Source organism: Streptomyces sp. NPDC085937 (assembly GCF_044540535.1).
Lineage (GTDB): Bacteria > Actinomycetota > Actinomycetes > Streptomycetales > Streptomycetaceae > Streptomyces.
The window spans coordinates 671,384-695,556 of the sequence record NZ_JBITSH010000002.1 but is presented as its reverse complement, the minus strand read 5'-3'; the positions used below and the strand labels follow the sequence as shown (position 1 = coordinate 695,556).

Sequence of the window (24,173 nt, the reverse complement as noted above, 5' to 3'; positions counted from 1 at the left end):
CGGTCCGGTTAACCTGTGCCCATGCCTCGCTACGAGTACCGCTGCCGCACCTGCGGCGACACGTTCGAACTGAGCCGTCCGATGGCGGAGTCCTCGGCCCCCGCGGCCTGCCCGGCGGGCCACGACGACACGGTGAAGCTGCTGTCCACGGTGGCCGTGGGCGGCACCGCCGCCGCGTCCGCGGCGGTCCCGGCGCCCGGCGCGGGCGGCGGTGGCGGCTGCTGCGGCGGGGGATGCTGCGGCTGACCTCCGTCCTCAGGTCCCCTTCAGCTTGGTCTTCCTAGCGTGGGGGCATGACAGCCGGCGCAGCACACGGGATCACATCCGCCGCGGACACGGGCGGCGGACCGCAGTGGGTCAACGGCCTCATGGACGCCCTCGGCGCCCCGGGGGCCGGGCTCGCCATCGCGCTCGAGAACCTCTTCCCGCCCATCCCCAGCGAGGTGATCCTGCCGCTCGCGGGGTTCGCCGCGAGCAGCGGGCGGATGAGCCTCGTCGCCGTGCTGCTGTGGACCACCGCCGGCTCGGTGGTCGGCGCGCTCGCGCTGTACGGGGTGGGCGCGCTGCTCGGCCGGGACCGGACGCTGGCGCTCGCGGGGCGGCTGCCGCTGGTGAAGGTCGGGGACGTCGAGAAGACGGAGGCGTGGTTCCTGCGGCACGGGTCGAAGGCGGTCTTCTTCGGCCGCATGATCCCGGTCTTCCGCAGTCTCGTCTCGGTGCCCGCCGGGGTGGAGCGGATGCCGCTGCCGCTGTTCCTGGGCCTGACCACGCTGGGCAGCGCGATCTGGAACACGGCGTTCGTGCTGGCGGGCTGGGCGCTCGGCGACAACTGGACCGAGGTCACGTCCGTCGTCTCGGCCTACTCCAAGGTGGTGCTGGCGGCTGCCGCCCTGGCCCTCGTGACCTTCGTGGTCCTGCGCCTGCGCCGCGCCCGCACCGCCAAGGACGACGCGTCCGCCGGGCCGGACGACACCCCTCCCGGCCCCTCCCCCACGGACACCCTGACCCTGCGCCGCCCCGACTGACGGGGGCCGCCCCGCCAACGCCGTCCCCGCTCTCCGCGAGCGGCGCCCTGCGGGGCCCGTGCCGCCGCGGGGCGGGGCGGAGTCAGCGGGAGCGGATGGTGCGGAGGAGTTCGCGGAGGATGCGTTCGCCCGCCGCCACGCCCCGCTCGGGCAGGGAGCGGATGCCGGGGGCCGTCCAGGACGCCTCGGCGAGTTCGCCGTGGCCGGGGCGCCAGCCCAGGTCGGCGGCGAGGAGCAGGTCCGCGTCGAGGAGGGAGTCGCCCGCGGCGAGGGTGAGGTCCGCGCCGGTGCGCCGGACGACCTCCCGCATGGCCGCGCTCTTGGTGAGCGGCTTCGGCACGGCGTAGATCTTGCGGCCCTGGAGGGACACCGTCCAGCCGCGGTTCTCCGCCCACTCCCCGAGTTCCTTCACCCACTCCTCGCGCAGCAGCTCGCGCTCGACGACGAGGTAGGCGAAGAGGTCCTCGGCGGACCGGTGCTTGCGCACCCACACGGGGTCGGCGGTGCGCAGCAGGTGCTCCTGCACCTCGGCCAGCGGGGCGCACTCGTCGGCCAGCCGGGCCTGGACGCCCGCGTGCCAGTCGGGGTCGGAGACGCCGTCGACGAGCAGGTGCCCGCCGTTGGCGCAGATCGCGTACGTCGGGGCGGGGCCGGGCAGGTTGATGCGCTGGTACTGCTTGCGGGTGCGGGTCGTGGTGGGGACGAACAGGGCCTCGTCACCCAGCTCGGTGAGGAGCTGGGCGGCGGTCTCCGTCAGGTAGGAAAGGGGCCGGCTCTCGTGGACCTCCACGCACAGCAGCCTGGGCGCCCGCGCGTCGGGCATGGTCAGCGCGAGGGCGGCGGCGGAGTAGATGAGGGTGCGGTCCAGGTCGCTGGCGACGACGACGGGCATCAGCGGCTCACCGCCGTGCCGTCGGCGCCGGTCGCGCCCCGGGTGAAGCGGGGGTGGATCAGGCCGACGCAGGTGTACGGCAGGTCGGCGACCTCCTCGACGGGGACGCCCCGCTGCTCCGCGAGCAGGCGGACGTGGTCGAGGTCGCTCCCGGCCCCGGCGCGGGCCAGCACCTTCCACGGCACCCGGCGCAGCAGCACCCGGGTGGTCTCGCCGACGCCGGGCTTGACGAGGTTCACGTCGTGGATGCCGTACTCCTCGCTGATGCGTTCCACCGCGGCCCAGCCCTCCCAGGTGGGCGTGCGGTCGGCGGCGAGCAGCTCCTTGGCCTCGGCGCAGGCGGCCTCGGTGACCTCCTCGAAGCGGGCGGCGACGGCGTCCAGGAAGGCCACCGACAGGTCCGCGCCGGCGAGTTCGCGGTAGTACTTGGCGCCGTGGTAGTCGTCGGGACCGACCAGGTCGGCGCGCAGCACGGTGCGCGAGATCAGGCCGGACACCGTGGAGTTGAGGCACGCGGACGGGATCAGGTAGTCCTCGCGGGTGCCGTACGTACGGACGCAGGAGCCGGGGTCGGCGAGGACCGCGATCTCCGGGTCGAAGCCGGTGACGCCCTCGGTCTTCTCGAACTCCTCGACGGCCTGGGCCAGTTCGCGGGTGATGGCGCCCTTGCCGGTCCAGCCGTCGACGAACACCACGTCGCGCGGGTCGTGGTGGGCGGCCAGCCAGCGCAGGGCGTTGGCGTCGATGCCGCGGCCGCGCACGATGGAGACGGCGTAGTGCGGCAGGTCGAGGCCGTGCCGGTGCCGCGCCCAGCGGCGCATCAGGATGCCCACCGGGGTGCCGGCGCGCGCCAGGGACACCAGTACCGGGCGGGGAGACCGCTCTGCGAGGACGGACTCGGTGACCACGCCGACGGCGTGCGCCAGGCGGGCGGCCGACGCCTCCAGGGCGCTGTGGAAGAGCTGCTGGTACTGCTCGCTGGGCTGGTACTCCACGGGCAGCGACTCGGCGTAGTGGGCGCCGCCGCTCTGGATGGCCTCCTCGCGCTCCTCGGTGGGCGCCTCCAGCGTCACGTCCGAGAGGTCCTGGAGCAGCCAGCCGACCTCCTCGGGCGCGTACGAGGAGAAGGCGGGGCCTCGGAGGGGCTCGGGCAGCATGGTGGCGGGCCTTTCGGGGGCGTCCTGGACGGCGGCGGGCGCGGTGGGCACGTACGACGGTACGACCGCGAGGAGGACCCGCGGGGTGTGTTCGGCGAGCCGGGCGAGCAGGCCGTCGGGCGCGTGCAGCGCGGGGGTGTCGGCGGCCGAGTCGACGACGGCGACGACGGCGTCGAAACCGGCGCCGGCGACGTTGTAGGCGTAGCGCTCGCCGGGGCCGTCGGCGGGGTCGTCGTGGGCGGGGAAGACCAGGCGGGTGCGGATGGCGTATCCGGGGTCGTCGACCGCGAGGACGGGTGAGCGGGTGGTGGTGGAGTAGCGCACCTCGGCGCCGGTGGTGCGCTCCAGCTCGGTGGCGAGGCGCAGGGGGGCGTACATCAGTTCCTCGAAGCCGAGGACGAGCACGCGGTGCGTCTCCTCGGGGAGGACGGCGGATATGCGGGCCGCCATGGCGGGGAGGGCGGCGTCCAGCCGGGTGCGGTGGGCGGGGGTGAACCCGTGACGGCCTCCGTCGGGGAGACCGGCCGGCCAGCGCAGGTCCACTCGCGTGAGGTCCCCGGCCGACTGCGGCCCGGTGGGCGCCGCGGCCGTCTCATGTTCCGCGACCAGCGCCTGCCCCTTCTCCAGGACGCCGTCAGGCAACCGCACCGTCCCCGACGCGACCGTCACCAGATCGATCCGCGCCCCGATCTCCCGGCCGAACTCCTCCAGCCGCCCGGCGTCCGCCGCCGACCGCATGTCGACCAGTGCGACGACGACGTACCGTCCCCGCGGATACCGCGCGTGCAGAGCGCGCACGGTGTTCAGCACCGTGTTCCCCGTCGAGAATTCGTCGTCCACCAGCACCAGCGGCCCGTCCCCCGCCAGCAGCGCCGGATCCTCCGGCAGCAGCAGGTGGGAGGTGGCGTGCGAGTGGGACTCCTCGAAACCGCCGGCGGTGGCGACCCCGGCGACCGGCCGGCGCGTGGAGTGCAGGTAGGGGGCGGTGCCCAGGCCGTCGGCGACGGAGTGGCCGAGCCCGGTCGCGGTCTCGGCGTACCCGAGCACGACGGCGCGCGCGGCCGCCTCCGCGCCCAGCAGCTCCCGCACCCGGCGGCCGAGCTCGACGCCGTGCCCGTGGACCACGGACGGGGCCTGGGGGACGTGCTTGCCGAGGACGTTCGACACCAGCAGGTGGGCCCGCTTGGGGTTGCGGCGCAGCGCCAGCCCCAGCAGGCCGGGCAGCCGCTCGTCGCCGGTCAGCTCGACGCCGAGCCGCTCGGCGACCCAGGTGCCGGACCAGGTGTCCGCACCGGCCGGGGTGTCGTGACGCGTCGGTCGGCGCATCCCCTCGTTCACAGACCTGTTCTCCCTCTCGGTCACTCCGCCAGGCCCGCCGCGAGCAGTTCCACGAAGCCGATGTCCTCGTTGGCGACGCCGAAGACCTCGGCGCGCAGCATGGTCCGCTCCGCCCAGGCGCGGTGCGGCTTCACCTCGTTCATCTTGTTGGTGTACGCGGACCTGAGTACACCTCCGCCGCCGCGTTCCGGCCGCAGGATGTCCTGGGCGTCGCTGTACTCCTCGTGACTGACGACGGACAGCGCGTGCACGGGCAGCACGTGGGACGGATGGATGCAGGTCTTGCCGAGCAGGCCGTTGGCCCGGTCGAGGGCGATCTCCCGCAGCAGGCCGTCCATGGCGTGTTCGATCAGCGTCTCGCGCAGCTCCGTGGCCTGCACCTCCAGGAAGGGGCTCTGCCGCAGCTGTGGCTTGAACATGCGCTCCTGGACCCGGAAGTACTCCCACACGGGACCGGTCACGGTGAATCCGGTGCCGTCGGCCCGGGCCAGCATGTTCACCACGTCGGAGATCACCGAGGCGACGACCTGGATGTCGTACGCCGTCATGTCGGGGCCCCGGCGCAGCCCGTAGGAGGAGCAGAAGTCGGTGACGCCCAGGCGCAGGGCGAGCACGCGGTCGCGGTACTTGTCGACGGCGCCGAAGATGCCCTCCAGGGTCTCCACGCGGCTCTCGCGGTAGAGCAGCTCGGGCGACTCCAGCACCGGCATGGCGAACAGCCGGCGCCCGCTCGCGGACTCGGCGGCGGTGAGCGCCTCGAGGAACGGCAGTCCGCGCTCGGCGGTGAACTTCGGCAGCACGAATCCGGACAGCAGCGAGACCGCGGGGCCGAGGCGGCGGGCCAGGTCGGGGATCTGCTCGGGGACCCGGACCCGGACGAACAGCAGGGGCAGGTCCGCCCCGGGCCGTCCGGCCAGGTCGGTGAGCTGGCGGACCAGGTTCTCCTCGCCGGCGGCGACGTCGGCGTCGCTGATGGAGTCCTCCAGGCAGAGCACCATGGAGACCACGCCGCGGGCGCCCCGCTTGACGACGTCGTCGGCGAGCCGGGACCGGGTGGCGGGGCTGTAGAGGGTGGCGCCGAGCGCGGCGGACAGCACCCGGGCCGGTGAGTCGGCGGTGAAGGAGCAGGGCTCCCGGTAGAAGAGACGTTTCCGCACCGCAGGGGCGATGTGCCCGAAATGACGCATTGAACTCCCCCGTGGCTGTGGTGGACGCTGTGATGTGCCGAAAGGTGGCCGGTAATAGTACGTAGAAGTCCATGTCGGCGGTTCCCGCCGGGCATGAACTTCAGGTAACCCCGTGGTGTCGGAGCCAACCCCCCGCATTGTCGTGACCAGGACGGAGAAGGCAGGATGACCGCATGACGCACGCGATGCTGAAGGGGTCGAACGTCCCTCTCGAGGCCACCACGGTACGCGCCGTGCTGCGCTGGTCGCCCGGGCAGGGGGTGCCGGACGTGGACGCCTCCGCGCTGCTCCTCGGTCTCGACGGCCGTGTGCGCTCCGACGAGGACTTCGTCTTCTACAACCAGCCCCGGCACCCGTCCGGGAAGGTGTGGCGGCTCGGGAAGAAGCGGGTCACCGAGGGCCTGACCGACACGATCCAGACAGACCTGGCCGGTGTCGAGTCGGGTGTCGGCCGGATTCTCCTCGTCGCGTCGGCGGACGGGGTCACCTTCGACCGCGTACGGGACCTGCGCATCCTGCTGTACGACGCGCAGACGTCCGACGGCGAGGCGCTGGCGTACTTCGACGTCAAGCCGGAGACGGGCCGGGAGACCGCGCTCATCTGCGGTGAGCTGTACCGGCGCGGGGAGGGCTGGAAGTTCCGGGCACTCGGCGAGGGCTACTCCAACGGGCTGAAGGGCCTGGCGACCGACTTCGGCATCTCGGTGGACGAGTCGGAGGCCGCCGAGGGACCCGACGCGGACCGCCCGGCCACGCCGGAGCCGCCCGCGCAGGCCCCCGAGGGCGTCTCGCCCGACGCGCTGACCCAGCCGCAGGCCCCGGTGGTGCCGGCGGCCCCGGAGCCGTCCCGCCCGCTGCCGCCCGAGCAGCCGCCCGCGGCGGTCCCCACGCAGCCCGCGTACGGCTATCCCCCGCAGCAGCCCCCGGCCACGCAGCCCGCCTACGGCTACCCGCACCCGACGAGCCCGCCCCCGTACGGCTATCCGGCGCCCGCGCCCGCCACGGCGGCGGCCCAGGCGGCGCAGGACCGGTACGGCTTCCCGCCGCCCGCCACGGGCGCGCCCGACCCGGAGTTCCGGCTGCCGCCGCAGGGGCCGCAGTTCGTCGGACGCTAGACGGGACAGTTCCCGGGCCGGCCGCGCTTCAGCGGTCGGCCTTCGTCTTGAAGCCCCTGCCCCACTGCAGGCCCCAGCCGTAGAGCCGGTCCAGCTCCGCCTGGAAGCCGTAGACGAACCGCACCTCGCGGTGGACGAGGATCTCGTTCTTGACGTTCTCGATCATCACCACCGCGCAGGAACGGGCCTGCGGGTGGCGTTCGTCGAGGGAGATCTCGATCCGCGGGCCGTTGCTCGGGTAGAGGGTGACCACGGCCTGGGTGCGGTCGAAGGCCGGGGTCTGGTCGTAGATGTAGGCGAAGACCAGCAGGCGCTTGATGTGCTCCCGCTGGTCCAGGTTGACGTACATCGTCTCGCCGGAGGCGGAGCCGAACCGGTCGTCACCGCTGAGCTTCACGTACGGCGGGTCGTTGACGTCGCCGAGGAACCCGCCGAGGGGCTGCACCACGCCCTTGGTGCCGTCCTGCAGCTCGTACAGGCAGCCGAGGTCGAGGTCCACGTTGACCATGGACTGGCTGTGCCCGACGACCTCCGGCGGCTTGAGCGCCTTGAACGGGTGGCGCAGCAGGCTCTCGCGCTGCGGGCCGCCGAAGTCGGAGGTGCGCATCCGCCAGCTGAGGTTGATCCGCAGGTGGCCGGTGGCCGCGCCCTGCTTGGTCAAGGACACGTGGCCGTGCCGTTTGGTCAGCTCGATGGCGTTGGTGGCCGCGTTGCCGGAGTCGAAGGCGTTCCCGCGTCCGCGCCACAGTCCGTCCAGGAAACTCATTCCCGCCCCAAGTCCACTTGTCGAACCCCCGCCGGTGACCGCGGGGCGCCGGGGCGCCGCACGGCCGACGGGGCGGCCACCGAGGACTGGTCCTCGGTGGCCGCCCCGTCGAGAGCGTTCCTCACCCGGAGGGCTGTCACACCCCGGACGCGACCTCTGTCTTGTCGCCCGCCCGCGCCTCGACCTCCGCGATGCGCTTGTTGCGGCGCACGGAGGACCAGAAGGAGGCGCCGATCAGGACGACGCCGACGAGACCGGTGATGATCTCGTTGATCTGGTACTGGATGGTCACGAGCAGGATCAGCGCCAGGGCGCCGATCGCGTAGTGCGCGCCGTGCTCCAGGTACACGTAGTCGTCCAGGGTGCCCTGGCGGACCAGGTAGACCGTGAGCGACCGGACGTACATGGCGCCGATGCCGAGGCCGAGCGCCATCAGCACGATGTCGTTGGTGATGGCGAAGGCGCCGATCACGCCGTCGAAGGAGAAGGACGCGTCGAGCACCTCGAGGTAGAGGAACATGAAGAACGCGGCCTTGCCGGCCAGGGCGATCGCCGACTTGGGCTTGCCCTCGCGTGCGGCCTTCTCCTCCTCCTCGTGTTCCTGCTCCTCCTCCTCTTCGAGTTTGTCCTCGAAGTAGCCGGAGAGCCCGCCCACGATCATGTAGGTGATCAGACCGGCGATTCCGGCCAGCAGGACCGTCTCCGCCTTGTCCACGTGCGCGCCGCCGTGCTGGTGGGCGTTGGCGGCGAAGGTCATGGCGGAGATCAGCAGGACGATCAGCGCGATGCAGACCGACAGCATGTCGACCTTGCCGAGCTTGGCCAGCGGCCGCTCCAGCCAGGCCAGCCACTTGATGTCGCGGTCCTCGAAGATGAAGTCGAGGAAGATCATCAGGAGGAACATGCCACCGAAGGCGGCGATCGCCGGGTGGGCGTCGGTGACGAGCTCCTGGTAACGGTCCTTGTCGCTGAGCGCGAGGTCGACCGCCTCGATCGGACCGAGCTGGGCACTGACCGCGACGATGACGACGGGGAAGACCAGTCGCATACCGAAGACGGCGATCAGGATGCCGATGGTGAGGAAGATCTTCTGCCAGAAGGCATTCATCTTCTTCAGGATTCCGGCGTTGACCACCGCGTTGTCGAAGGACAGCGAGATCTCGAGGATCGAGAGGATCGCCACGATGCCGAAGGCGGTCCACCCCCCGAAGAGAACCGCCGCGACCAGGCCGAGCGCGGTGACCGCGAACGACCAGCCGAAGGTTTTCAGAACCACTGGCTACCCCATGTGTGTGTACGGGTCTCCCCCGCCGCCGTGGCGGCTTTACGAAACGTTGACCCCGAAGTCTAGAGCGATGCCGCGCAGGCCTGACGCGTACCCCTGCCCTACTGCACGGAACTTCCACTCGCCCTGGTAGCGGTAGAGCTCACCGAAGATCATCGCTGTCTCGGTGGAGGCGTCCTCGCTCAGGTCGTACCGGGCGAGCTCCTGACCGTCCGCCTGGTTCACCACGCGGATGAAGGCGTTGCTGACCTGGCCGAACGTCTGGCCGCGCTCGTCGGCCATGTGGATGGAGACCGGGAAGACGATCTTGTCGCACTGCGCCGGCACCTTGGACAGGTCGATCAGCAGGGACTCGTCGTCACCTTCACCCTCACCGGTGAGGTTGTCGCCGGTGTGCTCCACCGAGCCCTCCGGGCTCTTGAGCTGGTTGTAGAAGATGAACCACTCGTCCCCCATGACCCGGCCGCCGCTGCACATCAGCGCGCTGGCGTCGAGGTCGAAGTCGGCTCCCGTGGTGGAGCGCGCGTCCCAGCCGAGCCCGACCATCACCTGCGTGAGGTTGGGTGCGGCCTTGGACAAGGAGACGTTGCCCCCTTTGGCAAGCGTGACGCCCATGATGCTGGTCCCCCTCCGGGTGGTGTTTCCAGGTGGTTCTGCACTCCCCCGCGAGGGGGCGTCCCCGGGCGCCGCACGTCCGACACGTGCGGCGCCCGGGCGGTGTGGCCGTACGGGACGGCCGCCGGGCGTGGCCGCCCGGGGTGCGGCCGTCTCAGACGTTCACACCGAAGTCCTGCGCGATGCCGCGCAGACCGGAGGCGTACCCCTGGCCGATGGCGCGGAACTTCCACTCCGCGCCGTGCCGGTACAGCTCGCCGAAGACCATGGCGGTCTCGGTCGAGGCGTCCTCCGACAGGTCGTAACGGGCGATCTCGGCGCCGCCGGCCTGGTTGACGACGCGGATGAACGCGTTGCGCACCTGGCCGAAGGACTGCTGACGGTTCTCGGCGTCGTAGATGGAGACCGGGAAGACGATCTTCTCGATGTCCGCCGGGACACCGGCCAGGTTGACCTTGATCTGCTCGTCGTCGCCCTCGCCCTCACCGGTGAGGTTGTCACCGGTGTGCTCGACGGATCCGTCGGGGCTCTTGAGGTTGTTGAAGAAGACGAAGTTGGCGTCGTTGCCGACCTTGCCCGAGTTGTTCAGCAGCAGGGCACTGGCGTCGAGGTCGAAGTCGGTGCCGGTCGTGGTGCGGACGTCCCACCCCAGTCCGACGATGACCGCGGTCAGGCCCGGCGCCTCCTTGCTCAGCGATACGTTGCCGCCCTTGCTGAGGCTGACTCCCACGAGTCCTCCCTTGGTGTCCAGGGGCGGGATGCCCCGTTCTGCTTGGATGTCGGATCAACGAGTCGATCCTAGTGACGGGTTCCCCGGGGCCGCAGTCCCTGGCGGCGAACGATCACAGCGCGTCGAGCGCCGCGAGGTACTCGTCCGGGTCACGGGCGTCCGCCATGCCGCTGCTCACGGTCCGGCGTACCACGCCCTCCTTGTCGATCACGAAGGTCTTCCGCACCGCGCATCCCTTGTCCTCGTCGAGGACGCCGTAGGCGCGGGAGACGTTGCCGTGCGGCCAGAAGTCGCTGAGCAGCGGGAAGGGAAGATCCTCCTGCTCACCGAAGACGCGGAGGGTGTGCATGGAGTCGTTGGAGACGGCGAGCACCTCGGCGTCGCGCTCGGCGAACTCCTTCAGCCGGTCGCGGATCTCGCCCAGCTCGCCGGTGCACACACCGGTGAACGCGAACGGGTAGAAGAGCAGCACGACGTTCTTCTGCCCACGGAAGTCGGACAGACGCACCGGGGCGCCGTGGTTGTCCTTGAGTTCGAAGTCGGGAGCCTGCTCGCCGACCGGGATCGTCATCGTCGTCCTCGTCCCTCCGCGGTGGTGCGCTGCGACCACCCTACGCAGGGGAGACGACGGTCCCGCGAACGGGCCGACGCGTGCCACGCACGACGCCGCCGGCCCGTCCCGGGATGGTTCACCGCTTCGACTTGGCCGCCTTGGGGGTCGCCAGCCGGCTGCCGCTCCAGTCCTTGCCGACGCTGACGCTCTTGGACGCCGTCAGGCCGGCCGTGGTGGCGGCCTCCGAGATCTCGCTCGGCTCGACGTAGCCGTCCCGGCCGGTCTTCGGCGTGAGCAGCAGGATCGCGCCGCCCTCTTCGATGTACGTGGTGGCATCCACCAGCGCATCCGTCAGGTCGCCGTCGTCGTCGCGGAACCACAGCACAACGGCGTCAGCCACGTCGTCGTAGTCCTCGTCGACAAGGTCGCTCTCGATGACGCCCTCGATGGCCTCGCGGAGCTCCTGGTCGACGTCGTCGTCGTAGCCGATTTCCTGGACCACCTGCCCGGGCTGGAACCCCAGCCTGCCGGCAGGGTTCGTCCGCTCCTCCGCGTGGTCCGCGGTCGCGCTCACGGGTTGCCTCCTGATCATGTCTTGGGAATGTCTCAGCCACGCGCGTGCGCGAAGCATTGGCCGTAGTCCACACGGGCGGGACGGATCGCGCAAGTACCCGGCCGTGCGCACCGCCGAAACGGTGACGATCCTGGCCGGGTCACCGCAACTTCAGGCACACCATCATCGCCCGCAGTGATGGACACCACACCTTTGTGCCCCGTTTGGGCGTTTGGGAACCGTCTGTGGGTACGAGACTCGAATGTACTCGCCCCTTGCCTCACCGTACCGGCCGGACCTCCGGATTACCTCTCGGTAGAGATGACGTCCGAGGCCCGGAGGTGGAGCATGGGACCGGCGCAATCCGGGCCGTGGCGAGCGAGACGACGGCCCTTTCACGGCCCTCCGACAGGTAAGGAACAGCGTGGCTTCCGCATCCGATCGCAACCCGATCATCATTGGCGGCCTCCCGAGTCAGGTTCCTGACTTCGATCCCGAGGAAACCCAGGAGTGGCTCGACTCCCTCGACGCCGCGGTCGACGAGCGCGGCCGGGAGCGGGCCCGTTATCTGATGCTGCGGCTGATCGAGCGGGCCCGCGCCAAGCGCGTCGCCGTGCCCGAGATGCGCAGCACGGACTACGTCAACACGATCCCCACCCGGGCCGAGCCGTTCTTCCCGGGCAACGAGGAGATCGAACGCAAGATCCTCAACGCGACCCGCTGGAACGCGGCCGTGATGGTCTCGCGCGCCCAGCGCCCGGGCATCGGGGTGGGCGGCCACATCGCCACGTTCGCGTCCTCGGCCTCGCTGTACGACGTGGGCTTCAACCACTTCTTCCGCGGCAAGGACGAGGGCGACGGCGGCGACCAGGTCTTCTTCCAGGGGCACGCCTCGCCGGGCATCTACGCCCGCGCGTACCTGCTGGACCGGCTGAGCGAGCAGCACCTCGACGGCTTCCGCCAGGAGAAGTCGAAGGCGCCGTACGCGCTGTCCTCGTACCCGCACCCGCGCTCGATGCCGGACTTCTGGGAGTTCCCGACGGTGTCGATGGGCCTCGGCCCGATCGGCGCCATCTACCAGGCCCGGATGAACCGTTACATGCACGCGCGCGACATCGCGGACACCTCGAAGTCGCACGTGTGGGCGTTCCTCGGCGACGGCGAGATGGACGAGCCGGAGTCGCTGGGCCAGCTGACCATCGCCGCGCGGGAGGGTCTGGACAACCTGACCTTCGTCGTCAACTGCAACCTCCAGCGGCTGGACGGCCCGGTGCGCGGCAACGGCAAGATCATCCAGGAGCTGGAGTCCGTCTTCCGGGGCGCCGGCTGGAACGTGATCAAGCTGGTCTGGGACCGCACCTGGGACCCGCTGCTGGCCCAGGACCGCGACGGCGTGCTGGTCAACAAGATGAACACCACGCCCGACGGCCAGTTCCAGACCTACGCCACCGAGTCCGGCGCGTACATCCGCGACCACTTCTTCGGTGACGACCACCGGCTGCGCGCCATGGTCGAGGGCATGACCGACGACCGGATCCTGCACCTGGGGCGCGGCGGCCACGACCACCGCAAGATCTACGCGGCGTACAAGGCGGCCCTGGAGCACAAGGGCCAGCCGACGGTGATCCTGGCGAAGACGATCAAGGGCTGGACGCTCGGCCCGAACTTCGAGGGCCGCAACGCCACGCACCAGATGAAGAAGCTGACGGTCGACGACCTGAAGCACTTCCGGGACCGGCTGCACCTGCCGATCTCCGACAAGGACCTGGAGTCCGGTCCGCCGCCGTACTACCACCCGGGGCCGGACACCGAGGAGATCCAGTACATGCACGACCGCCGCCGGTCCCTCGGCGGGTACGTGCCGACGCGGGTGGTGCGGTCGAAGCCGCTCGCCCTGCCGGAAGACAAGACGTACGCGACCGTGAAGAAGGGCTCCGGCCAGCAGTCCATCGCGACGACCATGGCCTTCGTCCGGCTCCTCAAGGACCTCATGCGGGACAAGGAGATCGGCCGGCGGTTCGTGCTGATCGCGCCGGACGAGTACCGCACCTTCGGCATGGACTCGTTCTTCCCGAGCGCGAAAATCTACAACCCGCTCGGCCAGCAGTACGAGGCCGTGGACCGGGAGCTGCTGCTCGCGTACAAGGAGGCGCCCAACGGGCAGATGCTGCACGACGGCATCTCCGAGGCCGGCTGCACCGCCTCGCTGATCGCGGCGGGCTCGGCCTACGCCACGCACGGCGAGCCGCTCATCCCGGTGTACGTCTTCTACTCGATGTTCGGCTTCCAGCGCACCGGCGACCAGTTCTGGCAGATGGCCGACCAGCTGTCCCGGGGCTTCGTGCTCGGCGCCACCGCGGGGCGGACCACGCTGACCGGTGAGGGTCTGCAGCACGCCGACGGCCATTCACAGCTGCTCGCCTCGACCAACCCGGCGTGCGTCGCCTACGACCCGGCGTTCGGCTACGAGATCGCGCACATCGTGCAGGACGGGCTGCGCCGCATGTACGGCTCCTCCGACGAACACCCGCACGGCGAGGACGTCTTCTACTACCTCACCGTGTACAACGAGCCGATCCAGCACCCGGCGGAGCCGGCGGACGTGGACGCCGAGGGCATCGTCAAGGGCCTGTACCGCTTCAGCGAGGGCCCGGCGGGCTCGCTGCCGGCGCAGATCCTGGCGTCCGGCGTCGCGATGCCGTGGGCGGTCGAGGCGCAGAAGATCCTCGCCGAGGAGTGGAACGTCAAGGCGGACGTCTGGTCGGCGACCTCCTGGAACGAACTGCGGCGCGAGGCCGTGGACTGCGAGCGGCACAACCTGCTGCACCCGGAGGAGGAGCAGCGCACCCCGTACGTGACGCGCAAGCTGGCCTCGGCGCAGGGGCCGGTGGTGGCGGTGTCCGACTGGATGCGGTCGGTGCCGGACCAGATCGCGCGCTGGGTGCCGGGGACGTACCAGTCGCTGGGCGCGGACGGCTTCGGCTTCGCGGACACCCGCGGGGCGGCCCGGCGGTTCTTCCACATCGACGCGCAGTCGATCGTGCTGGCGGTGCTGACCGAGCTGGTCCGTGAGGGGCACCTCGACCGCTCGGTGCTGAAGCAGGCGATCGACCGGTACCAGCTGCTGGACGTGTCGGCCGCGGACCCGGGCGCGGCGGGCGGCGACGCGTAGCGCCTCCGGCGGGGGGATGCCTCCCGGGGTGGTGGGGCGGCTGCGGGTGTGTTCGGGCCGGTCGCGCAGTTCCCCGCGCCCCTGGGGGGGGGTGTCCCACCGCCGCCCGGGAGGCGCGGGGAACATCAGTCGCGTGCCCCGTGGGGCGGCACGGCATCGGTGAGGGGGCCTCCGGCTGGTTCGCCGGAGGCCCCCTCACCGATGCCGTGCCGCCGGGTCAGAACATGCCGGAGCCCATGGCGCCCGCCCCGGCCAGCCAGATGACGGCCAGGAGCGTGTCGATGGCGCCGAGGACCAGGGCGATCAGGGCCGGCACCGAGCGGGAGCCCGCCCAGCTGCGCCCCATCGCGAGCCAGCCGCACACCATCGCCACCGGGCCGAGCACGATGCCCAGGACGAAGAAACCGGCGACGGCGCAGATGGCTCCGATGATCCCGAGCGTCGCGCGATCCGGCCCGGACCGTGACCACGTCCGACCACTGGTGCGGGGGTGCCTGCGCGTACCTTGTCCGAAGCTCGCCATCGTCAACTCCCTGATGGGTTGGTTGACATGGCGGGTACCCCCGCTTCCGTCCTGAATTCCCCTTGTGTGTACGGCGGATGACCGCCGAGGCGCGCCGCCCCCTCCGGCGGTGTGCCTCGGCGGTCCTCACGGGCCGTCAGATGTGGCCGACGCCCGCGCCCGCCTCCGCGTTCTCGCCGCGCTTGGTGAACAGCGCCACCACGACGGCGACCGCGGCGACCCCGGCGGCCACCAGGGACGCCAGGCTCATGCCGGAGATGAAGGTGTCGTGGGCGACGTCGGTGATTTTCGCGGCGATCGCCTCGGGGGTGCCCTTGGCCACCGGCGGCACACCGACCTGGACCGCCTGGGAGGCCGCGGCGGCCTGCTCCGGGTCCAGCGGCGGCAGCCCGGCCCTGTCCCAGTTGCCCGGCAGGTCGCCGTCCACCTTCGAGGCCATCACGGCGCCCAGCACGGCGGTGCCGAGGCTGCCGCCGACCTGCATCGCGGACTGCTGCAGACCGCCGGCGACACCGGAGAGCTCCAGCGGCGCGTTGCCGACGATGACCTCGGTGGCGCCGACCATGACGGGGGCGAGGCCGAGGCCGAGCAGGGCGAACCAGACGGACATGGCGAGGCTGCCGGTGCTCTTCTCCAGCGTGGAGATGCCGTACATGGCGAGCGCGGTGCAGGCCATGCCGCCGGCCAGCGGGATCCGCGGACCGACCTTGGTGATCATCACGCCCGCGAGCGGGGAGCCGACGATCATCATGCCGGTGAGCGGGAGCAGGTGCAGACCGGCGTCGACCGGGCTCAGCCCGTGCACGTTCTGCAGGTAGAAGGTGACGAAGAACAGGCCGCCCATGAAGGCGATGGCCATGAGCACCATCAGCACGACACCCGCGGACAGCGGGACCGAGCGGAAGAGGGCCAGCGGGATCAGCGGCTCCTTCACCTTGGTCTCCCAGAAGGCGAAGGCGACGAAGCCCACCACCGAGGCGGCGATGAACCCCCAGGTCCTGCCGTCGCCCCAGCCCCACTCGGGCGCCTTGATCAGGGCCCACACGAGGCAGAACATCGCGCCGGACAGCAGGACGATGCCCGGGATGTCGAAGGAACGCGGCGCGTTCTCCGCGCGGTGGTCGAGCAGGATCCACGCGCCGAGCGCGAGGGCGAGGACACCGACCGGCACGTTGATGAAGAACACCGACTGCCAGTTGACGTGCTCGACGAGGACACCGCCGAGGATCGGACCGCCGGCGGTCGAGGCGCCGATGACCATGCCCCAGATGCCGATGGCCATGTTGAGCTTCTCGGCCGGGAACGTGGCCCGCAGCAGGCCGAGCGCGGCCGGCATCAGCAGCGCGCCGAACAGGCCCTGGAGCACACGGAAGACGATGACCAGGGTGATGCTGTCGGACAGGCCGATGGCGCCGGAGGCGGCGGCGAAGCCGACGACACCGATGAGGAAGGTCTGCCGGTGCCCGAAGCGGTCACCGAGCTTGCCCGCGGTGATCAGGGACACCGCGAGGGCGAGGAAGTACGCGTTGGTGATCCACTGGACGTCGGCGAGGGTGGCGCCGAGGTCACTGGCGATGGCGGGGTTGGCGATGGCCACGATGGTGCCGTCCAGGGCCACCATCATGACCCCCACGGCAACGGTGAACAGCGTGAACCAGGGGTGCCCGCGCAGCCCCTTGCCCGGCGTCGCCTCCGACGGGGCGCCCGAGGGTCCGTCCCCCTGCCCCGCCTTGTCGATGGTGGTCTGACTAGTCATACGTTCGAGGCTAGTGACAGCCACTGACACTTGACAAACCGATTCACCAGTCAGTAACTGACAGGACATGCGCCTATAGCCTGAACCGGAACATGCGGTTCGAGGAGGAGCCATGGAATCGGCCGGGACCGTCGCGGGCACACTGCCGCGACCGGGACTGCGCGAACGCAAGAAGCAGCGCACCCGGGACGCCCTGGTCCGGGCCGCCCTGGAGCTGATCGCCACCCGCGGGTACGACGGGACGACCGTCGACGACATCGCCGCGGCCGTCGACGTCTCGCAGCGCACCTTCTTCCGTTACTTCGCGAGCAAGGAGGAGGTCGCGCTGTTCGTCCCGCGCCTCGCGGAGTCGCGGATCGCCGACGCCGTCCGGGCGCGTCCGCGGGACGAGGCGCCGCTGGAGGTGCTGCGCCGGGCCGTGCTGGACAGCTGGGACGCGATCAACGAGGCGGTCGGGCGGCTGGTCCCGGTGGAACTTCACATGCGGGTCTACCGGGTCATCGAGTCCACGCCCGCGCTGCTCGCCGCGCACCTGCGGCGGGCGGCGGAGCTGGAGGAGGAACTGGCGGGCATCATCGCCGAGCGGGAGGGCCTGGACGTGGACGCCGACCCCCGGCCGCGGATCCTGGTGGCGGCGTTCGGCGGGGTGATCCGGGTGGCGGAGCGGCGCTGGTCCGCCGGGAACGACCTCACGCCCGAGGCGCTGAGGGACCTGATGCGGATCTGCCTGGACCACGTCGGACCGGCCCTCGCCACGAACTGGCGTACGGAAGCATCCCTGGATCGGCACAACGAAACGTGATCCCAGTCACTGGATTCACGCGAGACACTCTCGTTCTCCTAGTGTGTCCTCCCAGTGACTTCCTTCGACACCTCCCCCCAGCTGAACGTGTGGCGGGCGCTGCTGGCCCTCGCCGTGGTCTTCGTGATGCTGGCGACCACCGGCTGGACGGCACTGCGCCACCAGCGCCACCCCGCTCCCCTGCAGGCGTCGATCGCCGCGTGGGAGGACGGCCGGGTGGCCGGGAAGCGGCTGCCCGACCCCGAGTCGGCGCCCCTGCGGCTCGCCCGGTTCTTCGCCTCGCTCACCGAGGGACAGCGGGTACGGCTCGCCCACCGCTATCCCCTGGCGGTCGGCAACATGAACGGCGCGCCGGTCGAACTGCGCTACCGCGCCAACCGGATCGCGCTGGCCGAGGCCCGCGAGGTGGAGCTGCGCCGGCTGCACGACAGCCGTCTCACCTCGTCGGGCCAGCGGCAGGCGGCCCGCAGGATGGACCGCATCGAGGCGCTGATGCGGCCGGGACGGCACATCCTCGCCTTCGACCCGGCGGGCTCCGGCCGCGTCGCGGAGGTCTTCGGTGACCTGCGGCACGCCGAGCGGGTGTCCGTGGTCGTCCCGGGTGTCGACACCGACCTGCTCACCTTCGAGCGCTCCCGGCGCGCGCACTCCGCCCCCGTCGGCATGGCCACGTCCCTGTACGCGGCCCAGCGCGCCGCCGACCCGGCGGCCCGTACGGCCGTGATCGCCTGGGCCGACTACACCGCGCCCAGCGGTCTCGGCATGGACGCGGCCACCGCGATGCGCGCGGAGGACGGAGCGGCCCGGCTGGACACGATGGTGCGGGGGCTGCCGGGCGTGGCCCCGGTCTCGCTGTTCTGCCACAGCTACGGCTCGGTGGTGTGCGGACTGGCCGCGCACCGCGTGCCGGAGCGGGTGAGCGACATCGCGGTGGCCGGCAGCCCGGGCATGCGGGTGGAGAACGCCGCGCAGCTGCACACCACCGCGCGGGTGTGGGCGATGCGGGACGCCGACGACTGGATCCAGGACGTGCCGTACCTGGAGCTCGGCGGGCTGGGCCACGGGGCCGACCCGGTGGCCGACGGCTTCGGCGCGCGGGTCCTGTCGGCCCGTGAGGCCAGGGGGCACGCCGGGTACTTCGTGCCCGGGACGGACAGCCTGCGCAACTTCGCCGAGATCGGGGTTGGCGCATACCGGGCGGTTTCCTGTGCGCGCCAGGACGACGCCTGCCGGGCGGGTTTGTCCGGTACGACCCCTACCGGACGCGCGTAGAAGCGGAGATACTGCGGTATGCGTGGGGAGGGGACGGAGAAGCTCGTGCCGCATACGATGAGCCGCATGGGTGACGTACTGGCCGGATTTCATGCCGCCTGGGAGTTCGAATCCGACTCCGTGCTCATCCGTTACGAACGAGGGATTCGAACACCCAAGCTGTTCCAGGCGCTCGGTGAGCGGCGTGTGCCGCTGGAGGCGATCGAGGGCGTGAGCCTCACGCCCGGCAAGCGCGGGTCCGTGGTGCTGCGTCTGGAGCCCCGGCCGGGAGCCGATCCGCTGATGGAGGCGGCCGCCGGGCAGTTGAAGGAGAGCAGCGACCCCTACCGGCTGGTTCTGCCCGCCGAGCGGGAGACGCTCGCCGAGTACTACGCCGACGAACTGCACGACCGGCTCACCGAGTCGGGCCCCGCCGAACGCCACCTGGTGGCGGCGCCCGAGGCGCCGCTGCAGTTCAAGGCGTACGACGGCAAGGCGACGTTCGACGGTACGGCGGTGGCGTTCCGCTGGTTCTGGACCGGGGCCTCGTCGGCGAAGTGGAAGGCCGGCGACCAGCGGTTCCCGATAGCCGAGCTCGGCGGGGTGGAGTGGCGGTCACCCGAGGTGTTCGAGGGTCACCTGCGGCTGCTGCGCCGGGACACGGCGGTGCCGGCGCCGGCGCAGGCCGACCAGGACCCCGCCGCGGTGGTGTTCGGCCTGGGGTACGGGCCCGTGCACGAGTCGCTGCCGTTCGCGGCGGCCGTGCTGGCCGCCGTGCGGGACTGTGCGGCGGTGCCGGTGATGTCGTCGCCGGCGATGGCGGCGCCGGTGGCCGCGGCCCGGCGGGATCCGGCGGACATCGCCGAACGGATCCGGCATCTCGGGGAGTTGCATCAGGCGGGGCTGGTGACGGATGAGGAGTTCTCCGCGAAGAAGGCGGAGCTGCTCGCGGAGCTGTGACCCCGCCGGGTACGGCGGGCCCCTGGGCGCGGGCCCGCCGCGGCCGGTCGCGCGGTTCCCCGGCGCCCTTCGGCCGGGGAACGTTCCTCAACGGGTCACGCGGGCCCGGGCGAGCCCGACCGGCTTCTGACCATCGTGGTGTGGGGGGTGTTGTGCGGGGTCTCGCTCAGCCGGAACTGGAACTGCTCCTTGGCCATGCCGTAGGTGGCGGCCAGTTCCTCCAGACTCTCGCTCAGCCTGTCGAGCTGGGTCTCACGCGCCTCGACGTCGTCGGTGAGCCGCGTCTTCTGCCGGCGGTCGACGGCGGTCTGCCTCTCGCGCCACGCCTGGTCACCCGGCACCGGCGGCAGCGCCGCGAAGTCGTCGTCGTCGCGCACCTGGTGCATGTCGACGGGCACCAGGTCGTACGCGCCGCGGTCCGGGTCGTGCACCGGCCGGTAGATGATGACGTTCATGCCCTCGACGCCCTTGCCGATCCGCTTCCTGAGTTCCGGCCACTCGATGGTGGCCAGCACGCTGGAGTCGTCGCGGCCCTCCAGGACATGGGCGTTGACCCACCCCTCCAGGCCGCTCGAGTAGGTCTGCGACAGCTTCTTCCACAGGGCCTGCAAGGTGGGGGACGCCGACCAGTTGGGCAGTCCGAACAGGAGGCCGTTGAAGATGTACCCCTGGACGGAACTCTCCAGGACGACCGCCCGCGCCACCTGCGCCTGTTCGATGGGCTCGGCGGCGCCGAGCTTCGACCAGACCGCCCCGTGCGACGCCGCCTCCTTCGCGCGAGCGGCGAGGGCGTCGTAGAACCCCTCGTTCCGCTGGTTCCTGACGTACCACCGGTACTGAAGTCGATGGCCCAGCACATGAGGGTGCTGCAGCCCGGCGATGATCGTGTCGATGACCTGGTCCTTGACCGGGGTGGTCTGCGTCCCCCCGCCGGCGGCCGACTCCACGTCGGAGTGGATGTCCGCCAGGAAGGAGGTGACCGCGCTCCGGAAGCCGTCGATCCGGGAGAGCGCGAGGATCTCTTGGATGCGGTCCCAGAGGATCTTCTTCTCCATCTCGAACGTGACCTCCGCCCGGAGGGCCTGCGAGCTGACCGAGTCCATGGAATCGGACCTCGTCGGTGCCCGCTGCACCCGCGTGTCTCCCGGGCCCCGCAGCGCTCGGACGGTGGCCGCGTTGCCGGCGGTCCGCTGGAGCGCGGTGAGCGCCCGCGGATCGGCGGAACCCGCCGTCCGGGGCGGGGCGGTGACATGGGCCGTGGAAACGGGCGGCCTCTGCCGGTGAGAACGGCCTTCCCCGTCCGCGTGCAGGCGCATGGGTCCCCTTCATGGTCATGGGTGAACTCCGCTCGGACACCCTGCCATGTCCCGTGCGCCGGCGGGAACGCGGGACTGCGCACAACTCCGCGCACGTCAACGGGCTTTGCCCTCGTGAAGTGACGGTCTCCCCCCGAGGGTCGCCCCCTCGGGGGGAGCGCGGTCTACTCCCTGCCTGCCGAGGTGAAGGTCATGTCCGCGTAGCGGGGGCCCGCCACCTTGTCGGCGATGGGGTCGAGGGACGCCAGCTCGGACTCGGTGAGGGTGATGCGGGTGGCCGCCGTGTTCTCCTCCACGCGGGACGGCCGGCGGGTGCCCGGGATCGGGACGACCGGGAGGCCGTGCACCCGCGCCTGCTGGTGGACCCAGGCCAGGGCGATCTGGGCCGGGGTCACGCCGTGTGCCTCGGCGGCCGCGCGGACCGGTGCGAGCAGGGCGGCGTTGGCGGACGCGTTGTCCCCGGTGAACCGGGGCATCGTACGGCGCAGGTCGTCCTCGCTGAGGTCCTTGGCGGCGTCCGCGAAGGAGCCGGTGAGGAAGCCCCGGCCGAGCGGCGAGTACGGGACCAGGGTCACGCCCAGCTCCCGCGCCGCCGGCACCACCGCGGCCTCGATGTCCCGGCTGAACAGCGACCACTCCGACTGCACGGCCGCGATCGGGTGCACGGCGTGGGCGGCACGCAGTTCACCGGCCGTCACCTCGCTCAGCCCCAGCTGCTTCACCTTGCCCTCGCGGACCAGCTCGGCCATGACGCCGACGGTCTCCTCGATGGGGATGTTCACGTCGCGCCGGTGCATGTAGTAGAGGTCGATGACGTCGACCTCCAGGCGCCGCAGGCTCCCCTCGACGGCCTGCCGGATGTACGGCGGGTCGTTGCGGACGATGCGCCGGGTGGGCTCGTCCGGCGGGATCGACAGGGCGAACTTGGTGGCGAGGACCACCTCGTCGCGGTGCGCCGCGAGGAACGGGGCGAGGAAACGCTCGTTGTCGCCCGCGCCGTACGCGTCCGCCGTGTCGTAGAGGGTGACGCCGAGGTCCAGGGCGCGCTCCAGGGTCGCCCGGGAGGCGTCCGCGTCGGCGGGGCCGTAGGCGAAGCTCATGCCCATGCAGCCGAGGCCCTGCACGCCCACCTCGGGGCCGTCCGCGCCCAGCGTGGTCGTGGGGATCGTGTGCTCGCTCATCATGCCCTTTCCGAAGCCAGGGCGCGCCCGGCGTCCGCGTAGAAGCTGATCTTGCGGTCCAGGACGGCGAGGGTGCCCTGGAGTTCGGCGATGCGGGCCAGTACGTCCTCGCGGGTCGCCTTGAGCAGCTCGAAGCGCTCGGTGTACGTGTGATCGCCGGCCCGGACCAGTTCGGCGTAGCGCACCATGTCGGCGACCGGCATGCCGGTCAGCCGGAGCTTGCCGACCAGGGCGAGCCAGTCCAGGTCGCGGTTGGTGTAGCGCCGCTGCCCGGTGTGGGAGCGGTCGATGTGCGGCATCAGTCCGATGCGCTCGTACCAGCGCAGGGTGTGTGCCGTCAGCCCGGTGAGGGCGGCCACCTCGCTGATCGTGTACTTGTCCTCGCCGTCCGGCCGCCGGTTCCCCTGCGGGGGTCCGGCGCAGGTGTCGGTCCTGGTACCCGTGGTCTCCGTCACCGTCATGGCTTCCACGCTAGATCCTTGGAGTGCGCTCCAGGCAAGCGACGCCGAAGAGAAATGGGCGGCACGGGTCAACGGCGTCCGACTACCGTGCCGCCATGACTCCTGTACGCCGTGCGACGCCCGAGGACGCCGAGGAAGTGCTGCGGCTGCGTCAGGTGATGATCGACTCGCTCGCCCGGTCCGACCCGTCCACCGCGTGGCACGCCGAGTCGCTGCCCGTGCTGCGGGAGAGGCTGGCCGCGCCGGACGGCGGGTTCGCCGCGTTCGTCGTGGACCACCCCCGGCGGGCGGGCGCCCTCGCGGCGCTGGTGGCCGGCACGATCGAGTACCGCATCGGCGGCGCGCACAACCCGCGCGGCACCGACGGCTACGTCTTCAGCGTCGCCACCGACCCGGACGCCCGCCGCCGGGGCTACGCGCGGGCGTGCATGGACGCGCTGCTGGAGTGGTTCCGCGAGCGGGGCGCCGTGCGGGTGCGGCTGACCGCGAGCCCGGAGGCCGAGCCGATGTACCGCTCCCTGGGCTTCGTCCCCAAGCCGGACCCTTTGCTGGAGCTCAGGCTGTGAGCGCTTAGGCTCGACGGCATGTCGCTGAAGAGCCTCGCGTCGATCGAGAACTGGCCGGTCCCCACCGCTGCGGCGGGGGTGGTGCGGGCGGACGGCACCGTCCTGGGTACGCACGGACCGGCCGGGCACCGCTTCCCGCTGGCCTCGGTCACCAAGCCGCTGGCCGCGTACGCGGTGCTCGTCGCGTACGAGGAGGGGGCGGTCGAGCTGGACGAGCCGGCGGGCCCTGACGGCTCGACGGTCCGCCACCTGCTCGCGCACACCTCGGGCCTCGCCTTCGACGAACACCGGGTGACCTCCGCGCCGGGCGAGCGCCGGCTGTACTCCAACGCCGGGTTCGAGCAGCTGGGCGACCATGTGGAGAAGGCGACGGAGATTCCGTTCGGCGAGTATCTGCGGCAGGCGGTGCTCGAGCCGCTGGGGATGACGTCCACCTCGCTGGAGGGCTCCCCCGCGAAGGACGGCGTGTCCACGGTCGAGGACCTGCTGCGGTTCGCCGCCGAGGTGCAGGCGCCGCGCCTGCTGGACCCGCGGACGGTGGCCGCGGCGATGACCGTGCAGTACCCGGGCACCAAGGGCGTGCTGCCGGGCTACGGGCACCAGAACCCCAACGACTGGGGGCTGGGCTTCGAGATCCGGGACGGCAAGGCCCCGCACTGGACCGGCGGGTCGTCCTCGCCGCGCACCTTCGGGCACTTCGGCCAGTCGGGCACGTTCCTGTGGATCGACCCGGACGCGGGCGCGGCGTGCGTGGCGCTCGCCGACCGCGCCTTCGGACCCTGGGCGGTCGAGGCGTGGCCGCCGTTCACGGACGCGGTGCTGGCGGAACTGCGCGGCTGATTCCGCCCTCCGCGGCCGGACGTACCGGAACACCCCGTACGACCTGGGGTGTTCGCGTGGGCCCGAGGTGAAAACCCTGTGGAAGCGGTGTCGGTGGGGCGCCCTATGATGCGCCGGACGATCACGCGG

23 protein-coding genes are annotated in these 24,173 nt (G+C 71.4%); 9 read left to right on the top strand and 14 right to left on the bottom strand.

Annotated elements, in window-relative coordinates; all coding sequences use genetic code 11:
* Window positions 1–21: 21 nt before the first annotated feature.
* Window positions 22–246: a zinc ribbon domain-containing protein gene (locus ACIF8S_RS06585; RefSeq protein ID WP_399997684.1), complete on the top strand. Its 225-nt coding sequence runs from the start codon at window positions 22–24 to the stop codon at window positions 244–246.
* A gap of 47 nt (window positions 247–293) precedes the next feature.
* The gene (locus tag ACIF8S_RS06580) at window positions 294–1,025 is read left to right on the top strand and encodes a DedA family protein (protein WP_399997683.1); all 732 of its coding nucleotides are present in this window, start codon (window positions 294–296) and stop codon (window positions 1,023–1,025) included.
* Between the two features lie 82 nt (window positions 1,026–1,107).
* Here the strand turns inward: ACIF8S_RS06580 and ACIF8S_RS06575 are convergent, their stop codons facing one another.
* Genes ACIF8S_RS06575 through ACIF8S_RS06565 form a run of 3 tightly spaced genes read right to left on the bottom strand, consistent with a single transcriptional unit; the run spans window position 1,108 to window position 5,599 of the window.
* The gene (locus ACIF8S_RS06575; protein ID WP_399997681.1) at window positions 1,108–1,917 is read right to left on the bottom strand and encodes an HAD family hydrolase; all 810 of its coding nucleotides are present in this window, start codon (window positions 1,915–1,917) and stop codon (window positions 1,108–1,110) included.
* Complete coding sequence (locus ACIF8S_RS06570) at window positions 1,917–4,400, bottom strand: phosphoribosyltransferase (RefSeq protein ID WP_399997680.1); 2,484 nt, start codon at window positions 4,398–4,400, stop codon at window positions 1,917–1,919. The genes ACIF8S_RS06575 and ACIF8S_RS06570 overlap by 1 nt, the downstream gene beginning before the upstream one ends.
* Before the next feature lie 32 nt (window positions 4,401–4,432).
* Window positions 4,433–5,599, bottom strand: coding sequence for an HpcH/HpaI aldolase/citrate lyase family protein (locus ACIF8S_RS06565; RefSeq protein WP_399997678.1), 1,167 nt, complete (start codon window positions 5,597–5,599; stop codon window positions 4,433–4,435).
* Between the two features lie 173 nt (window positions 5,600–5,772).
* Here ACIF8S_RS06565 and ACIF8S_RS06560 point away from each other — a divergent pair, with 173 nt between their 5' ends.
* A complete protein-coding gene (locus ACIF8S_RS06560) occupies window positions 5,773–6,714 on the top strand; it encodes a TerD family protein (protein WP_399997676.1) in 942 nt (313 codons plus the stop codon).
* A gap of 28 nt (window positions 6,715–6,742) precedes the next feature.
* Here the strand turns inward: ACIF8S_RS06560 and ACIF8S_RS06555 are convergent, their stop codons facing one another.
* The 6 genes from ACIF8S_RS06555 to ACIF8S_RS06530 form a co-directional block, all read right to left on the bottom strand.
* Complete coding sequence (locus tag ACIF8S_RS06555; protein WP_349793215.1) at window positions 6,743–7,480, bottom strand: Tellurium resistance; 738 nt, start codon at window positions 7,478–7,480, stop codon at window positions 6,743–6,745.
* Between the two features lie 136 nt (window positions 7,481–7,616).
* Window positions 7,617–8,756 (bottom strand): DUF475 domain-containing protein, encoded by a 1,140-nt coding sequence (locus ACIF8S_RS06550; protein WP_399997674.1) that lies wholly within the window; start codon window positions 8,754–8,756, stop codon window positions 7,617–7,619.
* A 48-nt stretch (window positions 8,757–8,804) separates the two neighbouring features.
* Complete coding sequence (locus ACIF8S_RS06545) at window positions 8,805–9,380, bottom strand: TerD family protein (protein ID WP_024882806.1); 576 nt, start codon at window positions 9,378–9,380, stop codon at window positions 8,805–8,807.
* Between the two features lie 154 nt (window positions 9,381–9,534).
* Entirely contained in the window at window positions 9,535–10,110 is a 576-nt protein-coding gene (locus ACIF8S_RS06540) for a TerD family protein (protein WP_024882807.1), read from the bottom strand.
* A gap of 112 nt (window positions 10,111–10,222) precedes the next feature.
* Complete coding sequence (locus tag ACIF8S_RS06535; protein WP_024882808.1) at window positions 10,223–10,681, bottom strand: peroxiredoxin; 459 nt, start codon at window positions 10,679–10,681, stop codon at window positions 10,223–10,225.
* A 118-nt stretch (window positions 10,682–10,799) separates the two neighbouring features.
* A complete protein-coding gene (locus tag ACIF8S_RS06530) occupies window positions 10,800–11,237 on the bottom strand; it encodes a DUF3052 domain-containing protein (RefSeq protein ID WP_024882809.1) in 438 nt (145 codons plus the stop codon).
* Window positions 11,238–11,640: 403 nt separating this feature from the next.
* On the opposite strand from ACIF8S_RS06530, the gene aceE reads away from it, so the two are divergent.
* Complete coding sequence (gene aceE, locus ACIF8S_RS06525) at window positions 11,641–14,388, top strand: pyruvate dehydrogenase (acetyl-transferring), homodimeric type (protein ID WP_399997672.1); 2,748 nt, start codon at window positions 11,641–11,643, stop codon at window positions 14,386–14,388.
* A gap of 217 nt (window positions 14,389–14,605) precedes the next feature.
* Here aceE and ACIF8S_RS06520 read toward each other — a convergent pair whose 3' ends face one another.
* Together ACIF8S_RS06520 and ACIF8S_RS06515 are read right to left on the bottom strand one after the other, a co-directional pair.
* Window positions 14,606–14,911, bottom strand: coding sequence for a small hydrophobic protein (locus ACIF8S_RS06520; RefSeq protein ID WP_349793207.1), 306 nt, complete (start codon window positions 14,909–14,911; stop codon window positions 14,606–14,608).
* Between the two features lie 136 nt (window positions 14,912–15,047).
* Window positions 15,048–16,667 carry an MFS transporter gene (locus ACIF8S_RS06515; protein ID WP_399997670.1) on the bottom strand — a complete coding sequence of 540 codons (1,620 nt, stop codon included), beginning with the start codon at window positions 16,665–16,667 and terminating at the stop codon, window positions 15,048–15,050.
* A 112-nt stretch (window positions 16,668–16,779) separates the two neighbouring features.
* Here ACIF8S_RS06515 and ACIF8S_RS06510 point away from each other — a divergent pair, with 112 nt between their 5' ends.
* The 3 genes from ACIF8S_RS06510 (at window position 16,780) to ACIF8S_RS06500 (ending at window position 19,680) form a co-directional block, all read left to right on the top strand.
* On the top strand, window positions 16,780–17,469 hold the full coding sequence (locus ACIF8S_RS06510) for a TetR family transcriptional regulator (RefSeq protein ID WP_399997669.1): 690 nt from the start codon (window positions 16,780–16,782) through the stop codon (window positions 17,467–17,469).
* A gap of 54 nt (window positions 17,470–17,523) precedes the next feature.
* Window positions 17,524–18,741 (top strand): alpha/beta hydrolase, encoded by a 1,218-nt coding sequence (locus ACIF8S_RS06505; RefSeq protein ID WP_399997668.1) that lies wholly within the window; start codon window positions 17,524–17,526, stop codon window positions 18,739–18,741.
* A gap of 66 nt (window positions 18,742–18,807) precedes the next feature.
* A complete protein-coding gene (locus tag ACIF8S_RS06500; RefSeq protein ID WP_399997667.1) occupies window positions 18,808–19,680 on the top strand; it encodes a DUF4429 domain-containing protein in 873 nt (290 codons plus the stop codon).
* 95 nt (window positions 19,681–19,775) lie between these two features.
* Here the strand turns inward: ACIF8S_RS06500 and ACIF8S_RS06495 are convergent, their stop codons facing one another.
* The 3 genes from ACIF8S_RS06495 to ACIF8S_RS06485 form a co-directional block, all read right to left on the bottom strand.
* The gene (locus tag ACIF8S_RS06495) at window positions 19,776–20,783 is read right to left on the bottom strand and encodes a hypothetical protein (RefSeq protein WP_399997666.1); all 1,008 of its coding nucleotides are present in this window, start codon (window positions 20,781–20,783) and stop codon (window positions 19,776–19,778) included.
* Window positions 20,784–21,160: 377 nt separating this feature from the next.
* Entirely contained in the window at window positions 21,161–22,177 is a 1,017-nt protein-coding gene (locus ACIF8S_RS06490) for an aldo/keto reductase (protein ID WP_399997665.1), read from the bottom strand.
* Complete coding sequence (locus tag ACIF8S_RS06485) at window positions 22,177–22,638, bottom strand: MerR family transcriptional regulator (protein WP_024882817.1); 462 nt, start codon at window positions 22,636–22,638, stop codon at window positions 22,177–22,179. Before ACIF8S_RS06485 ends, ACIF8S_RS06490 begins: the two co-directional genes overlap by 1 nt.
* 95 nt (window positions 22,639–22,733) lie before the next feature.
* Between ACIF8S_RS06485 and ACIF8S_RS06480 the strand changes: the two genes are divergently transcribed.
* Both ACIF8S_RS06480 and ACIF8S_RS06475 read left to right on the top strand, forming a co-directional pair.
* Window positions 22,734–23,204 carry a GNAT family N-acetyltransferase gene (locus ACIF8S_RS06480; protein WP_399997664.1) on the top strand — a complete coding sequence of 157 codons (471 nt, stop codon included), beginning with the start codon at window positions 22,734–22,736 and terminating at the stop codon, window positions 23,202–23,204.
* Between the two features lie 18 nt (window positions 23,205–23,222).
* Window positions 23,223–24,044: a serine hydrolase domain-containing protein gene (locus tag ACIF8S_RS06475; protein ID WP_399997663.1), complete on the top strand. Its 822-nt coding sequence runs from the start codon at window positions 23,223–23,225 to the stop codon at window positions 24,042–24,044.
* The last annotated feature ends 129 nt before the right edge of the window (window positions 24,045–24,173 follow it).

Coding starts and splice junctions, on each gene's coding strand:
- ACIF8S_RS06585 (WP_399997684.1), top strand. CDS start 22: ATGCCTCGCTACGAGTACCGCTGCCGCACCTGCGGCGACACGTTCGAA.
- ACIF8S_RS06580 (WP_399997683.1), top strand. CDS start 294: ATGACAGCCGGCGCAGCACACGGGATCACATCCGCCGCGGACACGGGC.
- ACIF8S_RS06575 (WP_399997681.1), bottom strand. CDS start 1,917: ATGCCCGTCGTCGTCGCCAGCGACCTGGACCGCACCCTCATCTACTCC.
- ACIF8S_RS06570 (WP_399997680.1), bottom strand. CDS start 4,400: ATGCGCCGACCGACGCGTCACGACACCCCGGCCGGTGCGGACACCTGG.
- ACIF8S_RS06565 (WP_399997678.1), bottom strand. CDS start 5,599: ATGCGTCATTTCGGGCACATCGCCCCTGCGGTGCGGAAACGTCTCTTC.
- ACIF8S_RS06560 (WP_399997676.1), top strand. CDS start 5,773: ATGACGCACGCGATGCTGAAGGGGTCGAACGTCCCTCTCGAGGCCACC.
- ACIF8S_RS06555 (WP_349793215.1), bottom strand. CDS start 7,480: ATGAGTTTCCTGGACGGACTGTGGCGCGGACGCGGGAACGCCTTCGAC.
- ACIF8S_RS06545 (WP_024882806.1), bottom strand. CDS start 9,380: ATGGGCGTCACGCTTGCCAAAGGGGGCAACGTCTCCTTGTCCAAGGCC.
- ACIF8S_RS06535 (WP_024882808.1), bottom strand. CDS start 10,681: ATGACGATCCCGGTCGGCGAGCAGGCTCCCGACTTCGAACTCAAGGAC.
- ACIF8S_RS06520 (WP_349793207.1), bottom strand. CDS start 14,911: ATGGCGAGCTTCGGACAAGGTACGCGCAGGCACCCCCGCACCAGTGGT.
- ACIF8S_RS06515 (WP_399997670.1), bottom strand. CDS start 16,667: ATGACTAGTCAGACCACCATCGACAAGGCGGGGCAGGGGGACGGACCC.
- ACIF8S_RS06510 (WP_399997669.1), top strand. CDS start 16,780: ATGGAATCGGCCGGGACCGTCGCGGGCACACTGCCGCGACCGGGACTG.
- ACIF8S_RS06500 (WP_399997667.1), top strand. CDS start 18,808: ATGGGTGACGTACTGGCCGGATTTCATGCCGCCTGGGAGTTCGAATCC.
- ACIF8S_RS06495 (WP_399997666.1), bottom strand. CDS start 20,783: ATGGACTCGGTCAGCTCGCAGGCCCTCCGGGCGGAGGTCACGTTCGAG.
- ACIF8S_RS06490 (WP_399997665.1), bottom strand. CDS start 22,177: ATGAGCGAGCACACGATCCCCACGACCACGCTGGGCGCGGACGGCCCC.
- ACIF8S_RS06485 (WP_024882817.1), bottom strand. CDS start 22,638: ATGACGGTGACGGAGACCACGGGTACCAGGACCGACACCTGCGCCGGA.
- ACIF8S_RS06480 (WP_399997664.1), top strand. CDS start 22,734: ATGACTCCTGTACGCCGTGCGACGCCCGAGGACGCCGAGGAAGTGCTG.
- ACIF8S_RS06475 (WP_399997663.1), top strand. CDS start 23,223: ATGTCGCTGAAGAGCCTCGCGTCGATCGAGAACTGGCCGGTCCCCACC.